This is a genomic window from Mumia quercus, assembly GCF_025506335.1.
Taxonomy (GTDB): Bacteria; Actinomycetota; Actinomycetes; order Propionibacteriales; family Nocardioidaceae; genus Mumia; species Mumia quercus.
The window spans coordinates 220,612-236,897 of sequence record NZ_JANZYO010000004.1 but is presented as its reverse complement, the minus strand read 5'-3'; the positions used below and the strand labels follow the sequence as shown (position 1 = coordinate 236,897).

At 71.4% G+C, this 16,286-nt stretch carries 15 protein-coding genes, 1 pseudogene and 1 riboswitch; of the genes and pseudogenes, 8 read left to right on the top strand and 8 right to left on the bottom strand.

All coding sequences use genetic code 11. The annotated features are described in order from the left end of the window. Positions 1-261: 261 nt before the first annotated feature. A pseudogene (gene gad / locus NYZ95_RS10475) lies at positions 262-1,473 on the top strand (glutamate decarboxylase). Between the two features lie 13 nt (positions 1,474-1,486). Here gad and NYZ95_RS10470 read toward each other — a convergent pair. Further along, a complete protein-coding gene (locus tag NYZ95_RS10470; RefSeq protein WP_262851215.1) occupies positions 1,487-1,924 on the bottom strand; it encodes an SRPBCC family protein in 438 nt (145 codons plus the stop codon). Next, positions 1,921-3,528: a phytoene desaturase family protein gene (locus NYZ95_RS10465; RefSeq protein WP_262851214.1), complete on the bottom strand. Its 1,608-nt coding sequence runs from the start codon at positions 3,526-3,528 to the stop codon at positions 1,921-1,923. The genes NYZ95_RS10470 and NYZ95_RS10465 overlap by 4 nt, the downstream gene beginning before the upstream one ends. A gap of 118 nt (positions 3,529-3,646) precedes the next feature. On the opposite strand from NYZ95_RS10465, the gene NYZ95_RS10460 reads away from it, so the two are divergent. Then, positions 3,647-5,092: an FAD-dependent oxidoreductase gene (locus tag NYZ95_RS10460; RefSeq protein ID WP_262851213.1), complete on the top strand. Its 1,446-nt coding sequence runs from the start codon at positions 3,647-3,649 to the stop codon at positions 5,090-5,092. 64 nt (positions 5,093-5,156) lie between these two features. After that, entirely contained in the window at positions 5,157-5,534 is a 378-nt protein-coding gene (locus NYZ95_RS10455; RefSeq protein ID WP_262851212.1) for a VOC family protein, read from the top strand. A 70-nt stretch (positions 5,535-5,604) separates the two neighbouring features. On the opposite strand, the gene NYZ95_RS10450 is transcribed toward NYZ95_RS10455, so the two are convergent. Further along, positions 5,605-7,590, bottom strand: coding sequence for an ABC transporter ATP-binding protein (locus NYZ95_RS10450; protein WP_262851211.1), 1,986 nt, complete (start codon positions 7,588-7,590; stop codon positions 5,605-5,607). 102 nt (positions 7,591-7,692) lie between these two features. Between NYZ95_RS10450 and NYZ95_RS10445 the strand changes: the two genes are divergently transcribed. Continuing rightward, positions 7,693-8,256 carry a type 1 glutamine amidotransferase domain-containing protein gene (locus NYZ95_RS10445; protein WP_262851210.1) on the top strand — a complete coding sequence of 188 codons (564 nt, stop codon included), beginning with the start codon at positions 7,693-7,695 and terminating at the stop codon, positions 8,254-8,256. Positions 8,257-8,354: 98 nt separating this feature from the next. Beyond that, entirely contained in the window at positions 8,355-9,449 is a 1,095-nt protein-coding gene (locus NYZ95_RS10440; protein WP_262851209.1) for a dipeptidase, read from the top strand. On the opposite strand, the gene NYZ95_RS10435 is transcribed toward NYZ95_RS10440, so the two are convergent. After that, on the bottom strand, positions 9,433-10,272 hold the full coding sequence (locus NYZ95_RS10435; protein ID WP_262851208.1) for an SDR family oxidoreductase: 840 nt from the start codon (positions 10,270-10,272) through the stop codon (positions 9,433-9,435). The genes NYZ95_RS10440 and NYZ95_RS10435 overlap by 17 nt on opposite strands. Positions 10,273-10,294: 22 nt before the next feature. Beyond that, the gene (locus NYZ95_RS10430) at positions 10,295-10,426 is read right to left on the bottom strand and encodes a hypothetical protein (protein WP_262851207.1); all 132 of its coding nucleotides are present in this window, start codon (positions 10,424-10,426) and stop codon (positions 10,295-10,297) included. A gap of 86 nt (positions 10,427-10,512) precedes the next feature. Between NYZ95_RS10430 and NYZ95_RS10425 the strand changes: the two genes are divergently transcribed. Then, positions 10,513-11,478 (top strand): helix-turn-helix domain-containing protein, encoded by a 966-nt coding sequence (locus tag NYZ95_RS10425; protein WP_262851206.1) that lies wholly within the window; start codon positions 10,513-10,515, stop codon positions 11,476-11,478. A gap of 50 nt (positions 11,479-11,528) precedes the next feature. Here NYZ95_RS10425 and NYZ95_RS10420 read toward each other — a convergent pair whose 3' ends face one another. The 3 genes from NYZ95_RS10420 to NYZ95_RS10410 form a co-directional block, all read right to left on the bottom strand. Next, a complete protein-coding gene (locus NYZ95_RS10420) occupies positions 11,529-13,745 on the bottom strand; it encodes a heavy metal translocating P-type ATPase (protein ID WP_443677477.1) in 2,217 nt (738 codons plus the stop codon). Continuing rightward, entirely contained in the window at positions 13,742-13,957 is a 216-nt protein-coding gene (locus NYZ95_RS10415; RefSeq protein WP_262851205.1) for a heavy-metal-associated domain-containing protein, read from the bottom strand. The genes NYZ95_RS10420 and NYZ95_RS10415 overlap by 4 nt, the downstream gene beginning before the upstream one ends. 76 nt (positions 13,958-14,033) lie before the next feature. Beyond that, complete coding sequence (locus NYZ95_RS10410; protein ID WP_262851204.1) at positions 14,034-14,324, bottom strand: metal-sensitive transcriptional regulator; 291 nt, start codon at positions 14,322-14,324, stop codon at positions 14,034-14,036. Positions 14,325-14,385: 61 nt separating this feature from the next. Here NYZ95_RS10410 and NYZ95_RS10405 point away from each other — a divergent pair, with 61 nt between their 5' ends. Both NYZ95_RS10405 and serA read left to right on the top strand, forming a co-directional pair. Next, complete coding sequence (locus tag NYZ95_RS10405; protein WP_262851203.1) at positions 14,386-14,817, top strand: PaaI family thioesterase; 432 nt, start codon at positions 14,386-14,388, stop codon at positions 14,815-14,817. Positions 14,818-14,878: 61 nt separating this feature from the next. Continuing rightward, positions 14,879-14,969, top strand: a riboswitch (ZMP/ZTP riboswitch). A gap of 71 nt (positions 14,970-15,040) precedes the next feature. After that, positions 15,041-16,285, top strand: coding sequence for a phosphoglycerate dehydrogenase (serA, locus tag NYZ95_RS10400; protein ID WP_262851545.1), 1,245 nt, complete (start codon positions 15,041-15,043; stop codon positions 16,283-16,285). The last annotated feature ends 1 nt before the right edge of the window (position 16,286 follow it).

Below are 16,286 nucleotides of genomic sequence, written 5' to 3'. Positions count from 1 at the left end.
CCGCTCCCGCTTGCGCTTGCCACGTTCCGCGGTGCATCGGACGCTAGAAGGCGTGCGCGATCGGTGATCGCCACCGAACGAAGGAGGATCCCGTGCCAGCATCGGCCCGCGGTCCAGACAAGGCGTCGGAGCAGCGCGACGTCGTCGAGCTCAACCCGCTCTTCGCGCGCCCGGGGGGAGTCGTCGGAGCTCCCGCGCCACTCGATCCCGCCCGACGAGTCGCTGCCGGAGACGGCGTACCAGATCGTCCACGACGAGGCGATGTTCGACGGGAACGCCCGGCTCAACCTCGCCACGTTCGTGGGGACGTGGATGGACGGGTTCGCCCAGAAGCTGTACGCCGAGTCGACCGACAAGAACATGATCGACAAGGACGAGTACCCAGCGACCGCGGCGATCGAGACGCGTTGCTGGACGATGCTCGGCAAGCTGTGGAACGCGCCGGATCCGGCCACCACCATCGGGACCTCGACGATCGGATCGTCCGAGGCCGCGATGCTCGGCGGCCTCGCGCTCAAGCGCCGCTGGCAGCAGGCGCGCCGTGCCGCCGGCGAGTCGACCGAGAAGCCGAACCTCGTGATGTCCAGCGCCGTCCAGGTCTGCTGGGAGAAGTTCTGCAACTACTGGGACGTCGCGCCCCGTTACGTCCCGATCTCCATGGAGCACAAGGTCCTCGACGGCGACGGCCTCGATCAGTACGTCGACGAGAACACCATCGGGGTGGTGGCGATCCTCGGCGTCACCTACACCGGGATGTACGAGCCGGTCGACAAGATCGCCGCGGCGCTGGACACGATCCCGGAGTCGACGGGGCCTCGGGCGCGATGATCGCCCCCCTTCCTGCAGCCCGACCTCCCGTGGGACTTCCGGAACCCGCGCGTCGCCTCGATCAACACCTCGGGCCACAAGTACGGCCTGGTCTACCCCGGGCTCGGGTGGGTGGTCTGGCGTGACACCTCCGCGCTGCCCGGCGACCTCATCTTCTACGTGAGCTATCTCGGCGGCCAGATGCCGACGTTCGCGCTCAACTTCTCGCGTCCCGGCGCCCAGGTGCTCCTGCAGTACTACCAGTTCCTGCGGCTGGGCTGGGCAGGCTACCGCCGGGTGCAGCAGGCGGCCCAGGACGTCGCGCTCTACCTGTCGGGGGAGATCGCGAAGATGCCCGCCTTCGACCTGTGGAACGACGGCAGCGACATCCCGGTCTTCGCCTGGAGCCTGAAGAAGGGCCACACCGAGAACTGGAACCTCTACCACCTCTCGGACCGCCTGCGGGTCAAGGGCTGGCTCGTCCCGGCGTACCCGATGCCCGCCGACCTCACGGACCTCACGGTCCAGCGTGTCGTCGTCCGCAACGGGCTGAGCATGGACCTTGCCTACGCCCTGATCGCCGACCTCCGTGCCGAGGTGGACTACCTCGACGCGTTGTCGGCCCCGATGCCGACCGAGGGGCAGCACCCGGGGTTCCACCACTGACGGCAGTCAGGCGTCAGCGGCTGCGCCCTTCGGCGAGGTACGCCAGCCGGCGCAACGCCTCGTCGTTGCGTGCCCGCAGGCTCAGCGCCTCCACCGGTCCGGGAAGCAGCTTGGCCGGACCGCTGAGCGTGTGCTCCTCCATCTCGACGGTGGTCGTCCCGTCCTGCTCGTGCAGCGTGAGACCGACGTAGCCCTCGCCGAACGGCCATGCGCGTACTTTCAGCTCCAGCTTCTTGCCGGGCTCGCACGCGAGGACCGACGTCGTGTCGTCGATGAGCAGCGGCCACGTACCGACCGAGTGGTGGATCCGGGCTCCGGGCGCGGGGAAGTCGGCGTCGACCTCACGGATCCGCGAGGCGCCGACCACCCAGGAGGCGTACGTCCACCCGTCGGCGAGGACGGCGAACACCTGGTCCGCCGTGGCGTGGATGTCGCGGGAGACGAGGGTCATCGTGTGCTCCTTCTCGAGGACCGCCAACGCCGAAGCGGCGCCGGCTCGGCGAGGACGGCGCGGGCTGCGTTCGCCCCGGGCGCGCCGTGGACCCCGCCACCGGGGTGCGCCGACGCCGAGGCGAGGAACAGCCCCGGCACCGGTGTGCTCGCCCGGCCGTTGCCCGGGACCGGGCGGAAGACCAGCTGCTGGTGGATCGCGGAGGTGCCGCCGTTGAGGGCGCCGCCGACCAGGTTCGCGTCGCGGGCCTGCATCTCGTGCGGGCCGAGGACGCGGCGGGCGACCACACGGGTGGCGAGGTCGGGCGCGTACGCCTCGAGGCGGCGCTGAGCCCGGTCGGCGAACCGCTCGCACTCGTCGCGGTCCCACCGGCCCTTGAGGCCTTCGCCGCCGGCGTCCTGACGGACCTCCTGGGGGACGTGGGTGTACGCCCACAGCGCTTCGGTGCCGGGCGCGGAGCGGGTCGGGTCGGACGTGGTCATCTGGCCGACGACGAGGAACGGCTCCGCCGGGATCGCCGAGGCCGAGATCTGCGCATGCGCCTGCGCGATCGCGGCCACCGAGTCGGCGACGTGCACCGTCCCGGGAGCGGTCGGGGGGGGCGAGGACCACGGGACCGGGCCGTCCAGCGCCCAGTCGATCTTGACCGTTCCCGGGTCGAGCGTGAAGTGACGCATCCGCTGGCGCAACCGCTCGGGGAGCTCGTCGTCCGGGATCAGCTCTCCGTACAACGACGACGCGACCACGTCGGCGACGACCGCCCGCTCGGCGCGGACGACCTCCCCGTCGGCGAGCCGGACGCCGACGGCCTGGCCGTCCTCCTGCAGCACCCGGTCCACGCCTGCCGAGGTGCGGATCTCGCCGCCGAGCGACGCGAACCGTGAGGCGAGCGCGGACGCGAGCATCCCGGCACCGCCGCGCGGGACGGGGAAACCGACGGTCTGGCCGAGCATGGTCATCAGCAGGCCCATCAACCCTGACCCCGCGGCGTCGGTGGGGATGTCGGCGTGGCCCGCGTTGCCGGCGATCAGCAGCGCGGCCCCTGGGCCTCGGAAGCCGTCGCGGCCGAGCGTGCTCGCGGGCTCCAGCAGACGTCGTACGTAGTCGAGGCCGCCGACCGAGCGCAGCGCCCACAGCGTCCGCAACCCCGCCCGTACCGGGGGGAACGGGGACGTCAGCGCGTCCACCACGGCGTTGCCGACGTGCTCCCAGTCGTCGACCCACGCTCGCCAGAGGTCGCCGTCACCGGCGCCGAGCGCCTCGAGCGAGCGCGCCGTGTGGTCGACGTCGCGGTGCAGCATCGCCCACGACCCGTCGGGCAGCGGGTGCCCGAGCACCGCCGGGGCGTGGCTCCACTCGAGCCCGTGACGTTCGAGGTCCAGCCCCCGCATCGTCCGTGACGCCGCGGCCAGCGGGTAGAAGGAGCTGAACGTGTCGTGCACGAAGTCGGGATGGACGTCGCGTGCGCTGCGCACCGCGCCTCCCACCTCCGCCTGCGCCTCGAGCAGGACCACGTCGAGGCCCGCGTCGGCGAGCAGGTTCGCCGCGACCAGGCCGTTGGGACCGGCGCCGACGACCACGACGTCGTACGTGGACGTGGGCACATCGACTCCTCGTGCGCTCGTAGGGAACGGTGCCAGGGCGGTACCCGCGGCCGTACGCCCCGAAACGGCGACTGTCCGCCGCGTCGCTGGGTACCGGAGGTGCGACGGAAGGAGCCCGATGCAGTCCTGGTGGTACGACCAGAATCCCGCCCGACCCGTGTATCCCTTTCTCGCCGAGGACCTCTCCTGCGACGTGGTCGTCGTCGGAGCCGGCCTGGTGGGAGCGACCACCGCGCTGATGCTCGCGCGCGCCGGCAAGTCGGTGGTGGTCCTCGAGGGGCGCTCCGTCGCGGCCGGGACCACCGGCGGGACGACGGGCAAGGTCAGTCTGCTGCAGGGGTCGCGGCTGTCGACGATCCGACGGCACCACTCCGAGCACCTGCGCGGGTACGTCGACGCGAACCGCGCCGGGCAGGACTGGATCCGCGCCTACTGCGAGGCCAGCGGCGTGACGTACGACGTCCGCGACGCGGTCACGTACGCGACGACCGCGCAGGGCGAGAAGAAGCTGCGCCAGGAGCAGGAAGCGTGCCAGGAGGCGGGGCTTCCCGTCGTGTGGGACACCGACCCCGGCCTGCCGTACGCGGTGCGCGGCGCGCTCCGGCTGGCAGGGCAGGGTCAGATCGACGCCGTCGCCCTGACGGACCGCATCGCGGCGGACGCCGTCGCGGCCGGGGCGCGCATCTTCCAGGACACCCGGGTGCTCAAGGTCGACGGTGGGTCACGTCCGCGCGTGCGCACGGAGCAGGCGACCGTCGACGCGCAGGACGTCGTCCTCGCGACCGGGACGCCGATCCTCGACCGCGGGGGTTTCTTCGCCCGGCTCACCCCCGAGCGCTCGTACGCGGTCGCGTTCCGTACCGACGGCCCGGCGGTCGACGCGATGCACCTCTCCGTCGACTCGCCGACCCGCTCGCTGCGGACCTCTACTCCGGACACCTCGGTGCTCCTCGTCGGTGGCAACGGGCACACGACCGGCCGCGCCCGCTCGGAGCGGGAGAAGGTCGAGGACCTCGTCGCCTGGGCACGCCAGACCTTCCACGTCGGGGAGCCGCTCGCCGCCTGGTCGGCGCAGGACTACGGCCCGACGCGCGGGCTGCCGTACGTCGGGCGGGTGCTCCCGATGGAGCAGCACCTGCACGTCGCGACCGGGTTCAACAAGTGGGGCATGGCGATGGGCGCGGCGGCCGGGCTCGCGCTCGCCGACGACCTCCTCGGCGAGGAGGCCACGTGGCGCGAGGCCGTCCAGGCATGGAGTCGGCCCGCGCTGCGCGACGCCGGGGCCGCGGCGGCCGTCAACGCCACCGTCGGTGTCGAGATGGGCAAGGGCTGGGTCTCGGCTGCCCTCTCGCGCGACGACGAGCCGCCGGCCGTACGGGGGTTCCCGCCGTGCGCGGAGTCCGGTGACGGGACGAAGGTGAGCGGCGTCTGCACCCACCTGGGCGGTGTCGTCGAGTGGAACGACGCCGAGCGGACGTGGGACTGCCCCCTGCACGGGTCGCGGTTCGCCGAGGACGGTGCGGTGATCGAGGGGCCGGCGACCCGCCCGCTGCGTCGGCGCTGAGTTCGAGCCGCGCGAGCGGTCCACCTGAGAGGGGCCCGCCGTGGGCCCTGACAAGGAGGGACCCATGCTCGCCGAATCACCTGCCTTCCAGGGCTTCTCGGTCGACGACACCAAGGCCGCGCGCGACTTCTACGTCGACGTGCTCGGCCTCGACGTCGACGAGGAGAACGGGATGCTGCGGATGCACCTCGCCGGTGGCCGCGACGTCCTCGTCTACCCCAAGGGCGACCAGCACCAGCCCGCCTCGTACACGATCCTCAACTTCCCGGTGCCCGACGTCGAGGCCGCCGTCGACGCGCTCACCGAGCGCGGCGTCGTCTTCGAGCGGTACGAGGGCACGCCGACGGCGACCGACGACAAGGGCGTATTCCGCGGCGGCGGGCCGCTGATCGCGTGGTTCACCGACCCTGCCGGCAACGTCATGTCCGTGATCCAGCAATAGCTCGCGAGTCACGCTCCGCCCGCTCGCGAGTCACGCTCCGCGCTCGGGTGCGCGCACGGTCGCTCGCGGGCTAGAGGGGGACGTCGGCGCGGACGTGGTCGTCGTAGTCGCGGATGCAGGTCCCGTCGCGGAACAGCACGCCGTCGCGGAAGCGCCCCTCCACCTCGCCGCCGCCGAACTGCTCGATGTAGAGCCGCGAGTACAGCCCGCCCTCGGCGAGCAGCTCCGCGTGCGTGCCCTGCTCCACCAGCCGCCCGTCCTCGAGACCGAAGATGACGTCGGCGTTCTGGATCGTCGACAGCCGGTGCGCGATGGCGATGGTGGTCCGGCCGACGGTCGCCCGCTCGAGGGCGTCCTGCACCAGCCGTTCCGTCTCGGTGTCCAGCGCCGAGGTGGCCTCGTCGAGGATGAGCACCCGCGGGTTCATGAGAAACACCCGGGCGATCGCGATGCGCTGCTTCTCGCCACCCGACAGGCGGTAGCCCCGCTCGCCGGTGATCGTCTCGTACCCTTCCGCGAAGCTCATGATCCTGTCGTGGATGTTGGCGTCACGGGCCGCTTGCTCGACCTCCTCCGGCGTCGCGCCCTCCTTCGCGTACGCGATGTTGGCGAAGATCGTCCCGTGGAAGAGGTACGGCTCCTGGGTGACCATGCCGACGGTCGACGCGAGCGAGTGGCCGGTGGCCTCGCGGACGTCCACGCCGTCGATCAGCACGGCACCTTCGATGACGTCGTAGAAGCGCGGGACGAGGTACGTCATCGTCGTCTTGCCTGAGCCCGAGGGCCCGACGATGGCCGCGAGCTGACCGGGCTCGACGGTGAGCGAGACGTCCCGCAGGGTCCAGCGCTCCTCGGTGACCGGGTCGCTCTCGTCGGTGTCGCGCGGTGCGACGCCGAGGAGCCGCGGGGGCGGGTAGCGGAACGACACCCCGCGGAACTCGACCCGCCCGCCCACACCGGTGTCGGGGAGCGGGCGCGCGTCGGGCCGCTCGACGATCGCGGGCTCGAGGTCGAGGTACTCGAAGATCCGGCGGAACAGCGCCAGCGAGGTCTGGACGTCGAGCGTGACCCGCATGAGCTGGATCAGCGGCATCTGCAACCGCGCCTGCAGCGTCGTGAAGGCGACGAGGGTCCCTGCGGTGAGGGCGCCGCCCCCGGAGAAGTCCAGCTTGCCGGTGAGCATGAAGCCCGCGACGAGGTAGATGATCGCCGGGGTGATGGCGAAGAACGTCTGCACCATCGCGAAGAACGTGCGGCCGGTCATCGCTGCCGTGACCTGCAGGTGCGTCTGACGCTGGTTCTCCTCGCGGTAGCGCAGGGTCTCGCTCTCGGCGCGGTTGAACACCTTCGCCAGCAGGATGCCCGAGACCGACAGCGCCTCCTCGGTGATCGCGGTCATCTCCGACAGCGACTCCTGGGTCTTGCGGGCCAGGCGCTGCCGGCGCCGACCCACGCGGACCTGGATCACCACGAACAACGGCATCAGGACCAGCGTGATGAGCGTCAGCTGCCAGGACAGGATGAGCATCGCGACGAGCGCCGAGCTCACGGTGACCACGTTCTGGAGGATCGTCGTGGCGGTGTCGGTGAGCACCGTACGGACGCCGCTGACGTCGTTGGCCAGACGGGACTGGATCGCCCCGGTCTTCGTGGCGGTGAAGAACCCCAGCTCCATCGTCTGGAGGTGGGCGAACAGCCGGCCCCGCAGGTCGGCCATCGCCGAGTTGCCGATCGTCGAGGTGAGGTAGTTCTGCCCGATCCCGATCAGCGCGGTGAGGATCGGGATGAGGCACAAGCCGGCGACCAGCCAGCCGAGCAGCCCGAGGTCCTGGCCGCCGCCGTCGACGGGGAAGAGCGCGTCGTCGAAGACGGCCTTGGTGAGGAACGGAGCGAGCGAGCTGAGGACCGCTCCCGTCACGACCGCGAGCGCGACGAGGAGCATCTGGGACTTGTACGGGGAGAGCACCTGGGCGATCCGGGGCAGGACCCGGGACGCATCCGCGCGGGCCTCGGCCCGGCGTACTGCCCGGGTGGTTTCCTCCATCTCTGACGTCATGGGTCGAGCCTAGGTCTCGCCGCCCCCGGATGCGGGGTGTGAAACCGGTCAGTCGGGGTACCGGTGGGACAGATTGGTCACATGGTTCGTGAGGAGGCGCACATGTCCGAATCGGATCTGAGCGGTTGCCGTGTCCTGGTGATCGCCACGAACTACGGCGTCGAGCAGGATGAGATCGTCGTTCCCGTCGAGCATCTGCGGGAAAAGGGGGCACGGGTCGATATCGCGGCCGTCTCCGACGCACCGATCGAGACGCTCGTGGGTGACAAGGACCCGGGCAAGTCGGTGGCTCCGACCACGACGCTCGGGGACGTGGACGCGGGAGAGTACGACCTCCTGCTCATCCCCGGCGGCACGATCAACGCCGACTCGCTGCGCCTGGAGGACGATGCGCTCGGCATCGTCAGCGCGTTCACGTCCAGCGGGCGTCCGGTCGCGGCGATCTGCCACGGCCCGTGGGTCCTCGTCGAGGCCGGTGTCGTCGAGGGGCGACGCCTCACCTCGTACGCGTCGGTGTCGACCGACATCCTCAACGCCGGTGGGGCGTGGGTCGACGAGGCAGTCGTCAGCGACACCTCGCGGGCACCCTTGTTCATCACCTCCCGGACCCCGAAGGACCTCGACGCCTTCCTCGGCGAGATCGACCGCGTTCTCGCCGTCATCTGACCCTCGCGCGGGCCCCGTGTGCGACACGCTCACGCACGAGGCCCGCGCGTGGCACCTTCTCCCGCTCCCGCGCTCCCCGCGTGCGAGAGGGTAGGCACGTGACGTCCTCCCTCCCCGCAGCCGACCTCGCCGACACGACGGACGAGACCGTGCGCGACGCCCTCCGCGCCGCCCTCGTCTTCGACGGGCACAACGACCTCGCGTGGGAGTCGCGCACCTCGGCCGCGTACGCGACCGACGGGCTTGGCGCGGACGCTCCGCACGGCCGCTTCCACACCGACGTGCCGCGGCTGCGGCGCGGCGGTGTGGGGGCGCAGTTCTGGTCGGTGTTCGTCCCGACCGACCTGGAGGGCGCGGACGCGGTTGCGGCCACGCTCGAGCAGATCGACTTCGTGCACCGCCTGGTCGCGGCGTACCCCGACGACCTGGCGCTCGCCCGCACCGGGGCCGACGTCCGGGCGGCCTGGGCGGGGGGCAAGATCGCGTCCCTCCTCGGAGCCGAGGGCGGCCACAGCATCGACGGTTCGCTCGCTGTCCTGCGGACCTTCGCGCGCCTGGGCGTGGCCTACATGACCTTGACCCACAACGACAACACCCCGTGGGCGGACTCGGCTACCGACGAGCCGACCCACGGCGGGCTTACCGACGAAGGGCGAGAGGTCGTCCGCGAGATGAACCGTCTCGGGATGCTCGTCGACCTCTCGCACGTGGCGACGTCGACGATGCACGACGCCTTGGACGTGTCGACGGCCCCGGTCGTCTTCAGCCACTCGGGGTGCCGTGCCGTCACGGAGCACCCGCGCAACGTGCCCGACGACGTCCTCGTCCGGCTCCGCGAGAACGGCGGCGTGCTCATGGTCGCGTTCGTGCCGAGCTTCCTCAGCGAGGAGTGGGCGCAGTGGCGTCACGCCGGAGAGGTGGGGCCGGAGCCGGAGGTCGGCGTCGACGCCGTCGTGGCGCACCTCGAGCACGGACGCGAGGTGATGGGCGTGGAGCACCTCGGGCTCGGCGGCGACTACGACGGGTTCGCGGTGTTCCCCCGCGGGATCGAGGATGTCTCGGGCTATCCCCGGATCCTCGAGGCGCTCGCCGCCCGTGGCTGGAGCTCCGAGGAGATCGCCGCGGTGGCCGGCGGCAACGCGCTGCGCATCCTGGACGCCGTCAGCACGCAGGCCGTCAGCGCCTCCCGGTGAACACCTCGGTGACGCTCAGGGCGGGACGCCCCAGCAGGTCGGGGACGTCTGAGGTGACCTGCTCGAGCTCGCCGTCGCGGATCGCGGTGTAGGTGCTGATCCACGCCTCGACCATCCAGCGCGGCGCCCCGTAGTGAGCCCGCGAGGCGAACGCCTCCTCGACCGTCTCGTCCACGTACGAGACCGGGGTGCCGATCGCGGCGCCGAGCCGTGCGGCGACCTCGCGGAGCGTGAGCGCCTCCGGGCCGGTCAGCGTGTACGCGTGGCCGGCGTGGGCGGTCGGGTCCTCGAGGACGTGAGCCGCGACGGCCGCGACGTCGACGAGGCTCACCGCTGCGACACGCCCTTCGCCGGCAGGCCCGCGGATCACCCCGTCCGTCGCGAACTCGCGCAGCGCCTCGGCGTAGAGGTTGTCCCGTAGGAAGGTCCAGGTCATGGGGCTGCTCTGCAGGTGGGCCTCGGTGGCGCCGTGGTCGCGCGCCAGCAGGAACGTCGCGTCAGCCCCGGCACCGGCGAACGAGAGGTAGACGACTTGCCGGACGCCGGCGTCCGTGGCGGCGTCGATCGCCGTCCGGTGCTGCTGCACCCGGTCGGCCGACTCGGCCGCGGACACGAGGAACAGCGTGTCCACGCCGTCGAAGGCCCGGCGGCACGCGTCCCGGGCGTCGTACGTGGCGACCGCGACCTCTGCGCCCGGGAGGGTCGGCGCCCGGCTCGCGTCGCGGACGACGAGCCGGGTCGGCAGACCGGCGTCGGCGAGGTGGCGCGCGGTCATCGCGCCGATCCGACCGCTCGCGCCGGTGATCGCCCGCAAGGTCGTCATGGGGCGATCGTGCCACGCGGAGTCAGCGCGCGCTGTGGGCGCGCATCGCGTCGAGCTCGGCGCCGACACGCTGGCGATCCCGGTTGCTGTTGCCGGTCCGGAAGGCGGGGAAACGGGTGTGGGGGCTGCTGGTGTGCTTCTTCATGAACCTCATGGCATTCATTTTGCGACGGGCGTGATCCTGCCACGAGTGGCGGAAAAGCCATTGACCGTGAAGATCCTGCCACTTACGGTGGGGGGATGATCCGGACAGTGGCTGCCCTTCTCCTCGACGACGTCGCGACGTTCGAGCTCGGGGTCGCGTGCGAGGTCTTCGGGATCGACCGGACGGAGGAGGGTGTCCCTGCCTTCGACTTCCGCATCTGCGGTCCCGAGGCCGGGGTCCCGCTGCGGCTCTCCGTCGGCTCGTCGGTCATCCCCGAGTACGGCCTCGAGGGCCTGCGCGGAGCAGACCTCGTGATCGTCGTCCCGTCGTGGCGCCGGACCGGGGAAGAGCTCACCGAGATGGCTCCCGACATCCTGGAGGCGCTGCGCGGCGTGCACGCCGACGGCGCGATCATGCTCAGCATGTGCAGCGGCGCGTTCATCCTGGCCGCCGCCGGCCTGCTCGACGGCCGCCCCTGCACCACCCACTGGCGGCACGCGGCGCAGCTGCGCGAGATGTACCCCGTGGCCAAGGTCGACGAGGACGTCCTCTTCGTCGACGACGGTGACGTGGTGACCAGTGCGGGCACCGCGGCCGGCATCGACGCCGCGCTCCACCTCGTACGCCGCGAGATCGGCAGCGACGCGGCCAACACGATCGCGCGACGGATGGTCGTGCCCCCGCAGCGCGACGGAGGCCAGCGCCAGTTCATCCAGCGGCCCGTGCCGACCTGCAGCGACGACATGTTCGCCGAGGTCCTCGACTGGATGGTGGAGCACCTCGAGGAGCAGCAGTCCGTGGCGCGGCTGGCCGAGCTGGCGGGGATGTCGACGCGCACCTTCGCCCGTCGCTTCTCCGCGGAGACCGGGACGACGCCCGTCCAGTGGCTCGTCCAGCAGCGGATCTTCGCGGCGCGCACCCTGCTCGAGTCGACCGACCTCGACGTCGACCATGTCGCGCACCGGTGCGGCTTCTCCTCGGCGACGCTGCTGCGTCACCACTTCCGGCGCCTCGTCGGCGTCACCCCGGGGGAGTACCGCAAGACCTTCGCGACCGTCTGACGCGCGCCCCGCCCGCCGACAGGCGCTTCGCTCGGCGGGCGGGGAGGTCGTCAGAGGCGGCGCAGGCGTAGCGAGTTGGTGACGACCAGGACGGAGCTGGCCGCCATCGCCGCGCCGGCGATCAGCGGGTTGAGGAGCCCCGCCGCCGCGAGCGGGATCGCCGCGACGTTGTAGCCGAACGCCCACACGAGGTTCTGCTTGATCGTGCGCAGCGTCGCGCGGGACAGCTCGATCGCTTGAGGAGCCAGCCGCAGGTCACCGCGTACGAGGGTCAGGTCGGACGCCTCGATCGCCACGTCGGTTCCCGTGCCCATCGCGATGCCGAGGTCGGCCGTGGCGAGCGCCGGGGCGTCGTTGATGCCGTCGCCGACCATCGCGACCGTACGGCCCCGCGCCTGCAGGTCCGCGACCACGCGCACCTTGTCTTCGGGCATCACCTCGGCGACGACCTCGGTGATGCCGACCTCCGCGGCCACCGCGTCGGCCACCGAACGACGGTCTCCGGTGAGCAGCACGGGGTCGAGTCCCAGCGCCCGGAGCTCCGCGACGGCCTGTGCCGACGTGGGCTTGACCCGGTCCGCGACCGCGACCACCCCGCGTACGGTCCCGTCGACCCCCACGTGGACGGGCGTGGTCGCGGGGTCGACCTCGGGAAGGTCGTCCGGGACCTGCGCACCCTGCTCGACCAGCCAGGGCAGACGACCGACGAGCACCTTGTGGTCCTCGACCACCCCGGCGACCCCGAGGCCGGTGGTGGTGACGAAGTCGTGCACCTCCGGCAGGTCACCCTTGTCGCGCCCCGCCGCGGTGACGGCGCGGGCGAGCGGGTGCTCGGACGCGGCCTCGACCGCTGCGGCCAGGCGCAGCACTTCCGCCTCCTCCGTGCCGGGGACGGCGGCGACCGCGACGACGTGCATCGCGCCCTCGGTGACCGTCCCGGTCTTGTCGAGCACGATCGTGTCGACCTTGCGGGTCGATTCGAGGATCTCCGGCCCCTTGACCAGGATGCCGCGCTGCGCCCCTCGGCCGGTGCCGGCGAGCAGGGCGGTCGGCGTGGCGAGGCCCAGCGCGCACGGGCAGGCGATGATGAGGACCGCGACCGCGGCGGTGAACGCCTCGTTGACGGTCCCGCCTGCCAGCAGCCAGCCCACCCAGGTACCGAGAGCCAGCACGATGACGATCGGCACGAACACCGCGGAGACGCGGTCGGCGAGCCGCTGGACCGGCGCCTTGCCGCTCTGCGCGCTCTCGACGAGGCGCGCCATCTGCGCGAGCTGGGTGCCCTCGCCGACAGCGGTGGCGCGGACGACGAGCCGCCCGCCGGCGGCGACCGTGCCGCCGACGACCCGGTCGCCGGGTCCGGTCTCGACCGGCACGCTCTCGCCGGTCAGCATCGACGCGTCGATCGTCGCGGCCCCGGAGACGACCTCGCCGTCCGTGGCGACCTTCTCACCGGGACGGACGACGAAGGTGTCTCCGACGACGAGCTCGCCGATCGGGACGTCGACCTCTCGGCCGCCGCGCAGCACCGTCACGTTCTTCGCGCCGAGCGACAGGAGCGCGCGCAGAGCCGCGCCGGAGTCGCGCTTGGCGCGGTGCTCGAGGTAGCGCCCGAGCAGGAGGAAGACGGTGACCACGCTGGCCACCTCGAGATAGAGCTCGTCACCCGAGCCCTGGGCGAACCAGCTGATCTCCATGCGCATGCCGGTCATCCCGGCGTCGCCGAAGAACAGCGCGTAGAGCGACCACAGGAACGCCGCGCTCACTCCGAGCGAGATCAGCGTGTCCATGGTCGCCGCCCCGTGGCGGGCGTTGACGAAGGCGGCCCGGTGGAAGGGCCAGGCGCCCCAGACCGCGACGGGCGCGGCGAGCGTGAGCACCAGCCACTGCCAGTTGTCGAACTGCCAGGCGGGGATCATCGACAGCACGAGCACCGGGGCGGACAGCAGCGCGGAGACGACCAGTCGCTGCCGCAGGGCGCCGAGGTCGGGGTCGTCGTCTCGCGCAGCGCTGTCGTCGCTGCTGGGCTCGGGATCCGCGCGCACGGGCTCCGCGGTGTAGCCGGTCTTCTCGACCGTCGCGATCAGGTCGGCGACGTCGAGGAAGGCGGGCGCGGACACGTACGCCTTCTCGGTCGCGAAGTTGACCGTCGCCTCGACGCCGTCGAGCTTGTTGAGCTTCTTCTCGACGCGAGCGGCGCACGACGCGCAGGTCATGCCGCCGATCTCGAGCTCGTACGGGACGAGCTCGGTCGCGCCGCCGCTCACGAGACGACCTGGTAGTTCCCTGCCTCGTCGACCGCGGCCGCGACGGCGGCGTCGTCCAACGGAGCAGAGCTGGTCACGTGCACGGCGGACGTCCCGCCCGCGACGAGATCGACCTCGACGGACTCGACGCCGTCGAGCGCGCCGATCTCCTCGCTGACGGCGCCGGCGCAGTGGCCGCAGGTCATCCCGGTGACGGAGTAGGTCTTCTTCATGGTCTTCTCCTTCGGAGCGGTTACCAGTACGGGGTAGGGGTATGCGGACGCGCCGCGACCACGCGGTCGGGCGCGGTCAGGAACGGACGAGCCGAGCGATGGCGGCCGACGCCTCGGCGATCTTGGCCTCGGCGCCCTCGCCAGTGGCGATCGCGTCCTGGACGCAGTGGCTCAGGTGCTCATCGAGCAGGCTGAGCGCGACCGACTCCAGCGCCTTGGTCGCCGCGGAGACCTGGGTGAGGACGTCGATGCAGTAGGTGTCCTCCTCGACCATGCGCTGCAGGCCGCGGACCTGGCCCTCGATGCGGCGCAGCCGCTTGAGGACGGCGTCCTTGTCGGCGCTGTAACCGGGTGCGTGCGTGCTCATGAGACGAACCATACCCCTAGGGGGTATCAGGTTCAACCCTGGACCAGAGCACAATCGGCGGATGACTGATGCATCCACCGTAGAGCCCGGCCTCGGCGGCGTCCTCGGCTTCACGTACGACGAGGTCAGCGGCGACCGCGTGGTGATGTCCTGGACCGTGGGCCCCCAGCACCTCCAGCCCTTCGGCATCGTCCACGGCGGCGTCTACTGCGCCGTCCACGAGAGTGCCGCGAGCACGGCCGGTCAGGCCTGGCTGCAGGACAAGGGCATCGTCGTCGGCGTCAACAACAACACCGACTTCCTCCGCCAGAGCAAGGTCGGCGACGTGCTGCGCACCGTCGCCACGCCGATCCACCGGGGCCGCACCTCGCAGCTGTGGGAGATCACGACGACCAACGCGGAGGACAAGCTCGTCTCGCGCGGCCAGGTCCGTCTCGCGCACCTGGACGGCACGCCTCCGGCCGAGTTCCTCGCCGCGTTCGGCGGGTCCTGACCGACGACACGCGGTCCGTCCCGCGGAACCGGGTCTGACGCGTTGCGGGTTCGGCCTACACTGGGCAGGTCGCGACTGGCGTTCAGGTGGGTCGACCACCAGGGAGCGACACGACAGCGAAGACCGCGGGACCGTTCGCCTGGGCCCTGGGTCGACCGCCACCAGCCGGTGGGACGACCTGACCAGGAGGACGTTGCCCGTGACGACACAGACGCTCTACACGATGACTGCTGACCTTCCCGTGACCACGCCGCGGCTTGACGACGGCGACATCCGCGTCCTGCTCCTGGAGAACATCCACTCCGACGGCGCCGACTTCCTGCGCGCCCAGGGCTACCAGGTCGAGACGCGCCCCGGCGCGCTCGGCGAGGACGAGCTCATCGAGGCCGTCCAGGGCGTGCACCTGCTCGGCATCCGTTCGACCACGTACGTCACCGAGCGCGTGCTCGCCCACGCGCCCGACCTGCTCTCGATCGGTGCGTTCTGCATCGGCACGAACCAGATCGACCTCAAGGCCGCAGCCCAGCGCGGCGTCGCGGTCTTCAACGCGCCGTACTCCAACACCCGCTCGGTCGTGGAGCTCGCGATCGGCGAGATCATCTCGCTGGCCCGCCGGCTCAACGAGAAGACGAACGACATGCACGCGGGCATCTGGAACAAGTCCGCCCAGGGCAGCCACGAGATCCGCGGACGCAAGCTCGGCATCGTCGGCTACGGCAACATCGGCAGCCAGCTCTCGGTGATCGCCGAGGCGCTGGGCATGCAGGTCTTCTACTACGACGTCGCCGACAAGCTCGCGCTCGGCAACGCCAAGCGCTGCACGACCCTCGAGGAGCTGCTCGAGACCGTCGACGTCGTCACGCTGCACGTCGACGGCCGCCCCGGCAACGCGGGGCTGTTCGGTGCGTCGGAGTTCGCCCGGATGCGCCCGCGCTCGCTGTTCCTCAACCTCTCGCGCGGCATCCTCGTGGACACCAAGGCGCTGCGCACCCACCTCGAGTCGGGTCACATCGCCGGTGCCGCGGTCGACGTCTTCCCCGTGGAGCCCAAGAAGCAGGGCGACCCGTTCGAGTCGGACCTGCGCGGTCTGCCCAACGTCATCCTCACGCCGCACGTCGGAGGCTCGACGATGGAGGCCCAGCAGGACATCGGTCGCTTCGTCTCGGGCAAGCTGCACACCTACCTCACCGAGGGCTCGACCGACCTCTCCCCGAACCTGCCGCACCTTCAGCTCCCCTCGTACGGGGAGCACCACCGACTCGCGCACCTGCACCACAACGTGCCCGGGGTCCTGTCGTCGATCAACGTGATCCTCGGCGACCACGGCGTGAACATCGACGGGCAGACGCTGGGGACTCGCGGCGACATCGGGTACGTGCTGACCGACATCGACAAGGAGCTGGAGCCGGAGACGCTGGCCGCGCTCGGCACGCTTCCCGAGACGATCCGGCTGCGCCAGCTGAGCTGAC

Bases quoted from the DNA above. Each gene is read 5' to 3' on its own strand.
- NYZ95_RS10405 (WP_262851203.1), top strand. From the start codon at position 14,386: ATGACTGATGCATCCACCGTAGAGCCCGGCCTCGGCGGCGTCCTCGGC.
- NYZ95_RS10410 (WP_262851204.1), bottom strand. From the start codon at position 14,324: ATGAGCACGCACGCACCCGGTTACAGCGCCGACAAGGACGCCGTCCTC.
- NYZ95_RS10425 (WP_262851206.1), top strand. From the start codon at position 10,513: ATGATCCGGACAGTGGCTGCCCTTCTCCTCGACGACGTCGCGACGTTC.
- NYZ95_RS10445 (WP_262851210.1), top strand. From the start codon at position 7,693: ATGTCCGAATCGGATCTGAGCGGTTGCCGTGTCCTGGTGATCGCCACG.
- NYZ95_RS10415 (WP_262851205.1), bottom strand. From the start codon at position 13,957: ATGAAGAAGACCTACTCCGTCACCGGGATGACCTGCGGCCACTGCGCC.
- NYZ95_RS10435 (WP_262851208.1), bottom strand. From the start codon at position 10,272: ATGACGACCTTGCGGGCGATCACCGGCGCGAGCGGTCGGATCGGCGCG.
- NYZ95_RS10430 (WP_262851207.1), bottom strand. From the start codon at position 10,426: ATGAGGTTCATGAAGAAGCACACCAGCAGCCCCCACACCCGTTTCCCC.
- NYZ95_RS10470 (WP_262851215.1), bottom strand. From the start codon at position 1,924: ATGACCCTCGTCTCCCGCGACATCCACGCCACGGCGGACCAGGTGTTC.
- NYZ95_RS10460 (WP_262851213.1), top strand. From the start codon at position 3,647: ATGCAGTCCTGGTGGTACGACCAGAATCCCGCCCGACCCGTGTATCCC.
- NYZ95_RS10450 (WP_262851211.1), bottom strand. From the start codon at position 7,590: ATGACGTCAGAGATGGAGGAAACCACCCGGGCAGTACGCCGGGCCGAG.
- serA (WP_262851545.1), top strand. From the start codon at position 15,041: ATGACTGCTGACCTTCCCGTGACCACGCCGCGGCTTGACGACGGCGAC.
- NYZ95_RS10455 (WP_262851212.1), top strand. From the start codon at position 5,157: ATGCTCGCCGAATCACCTGCCTTCCAGGGCTTCTCGGTCGACGACACC.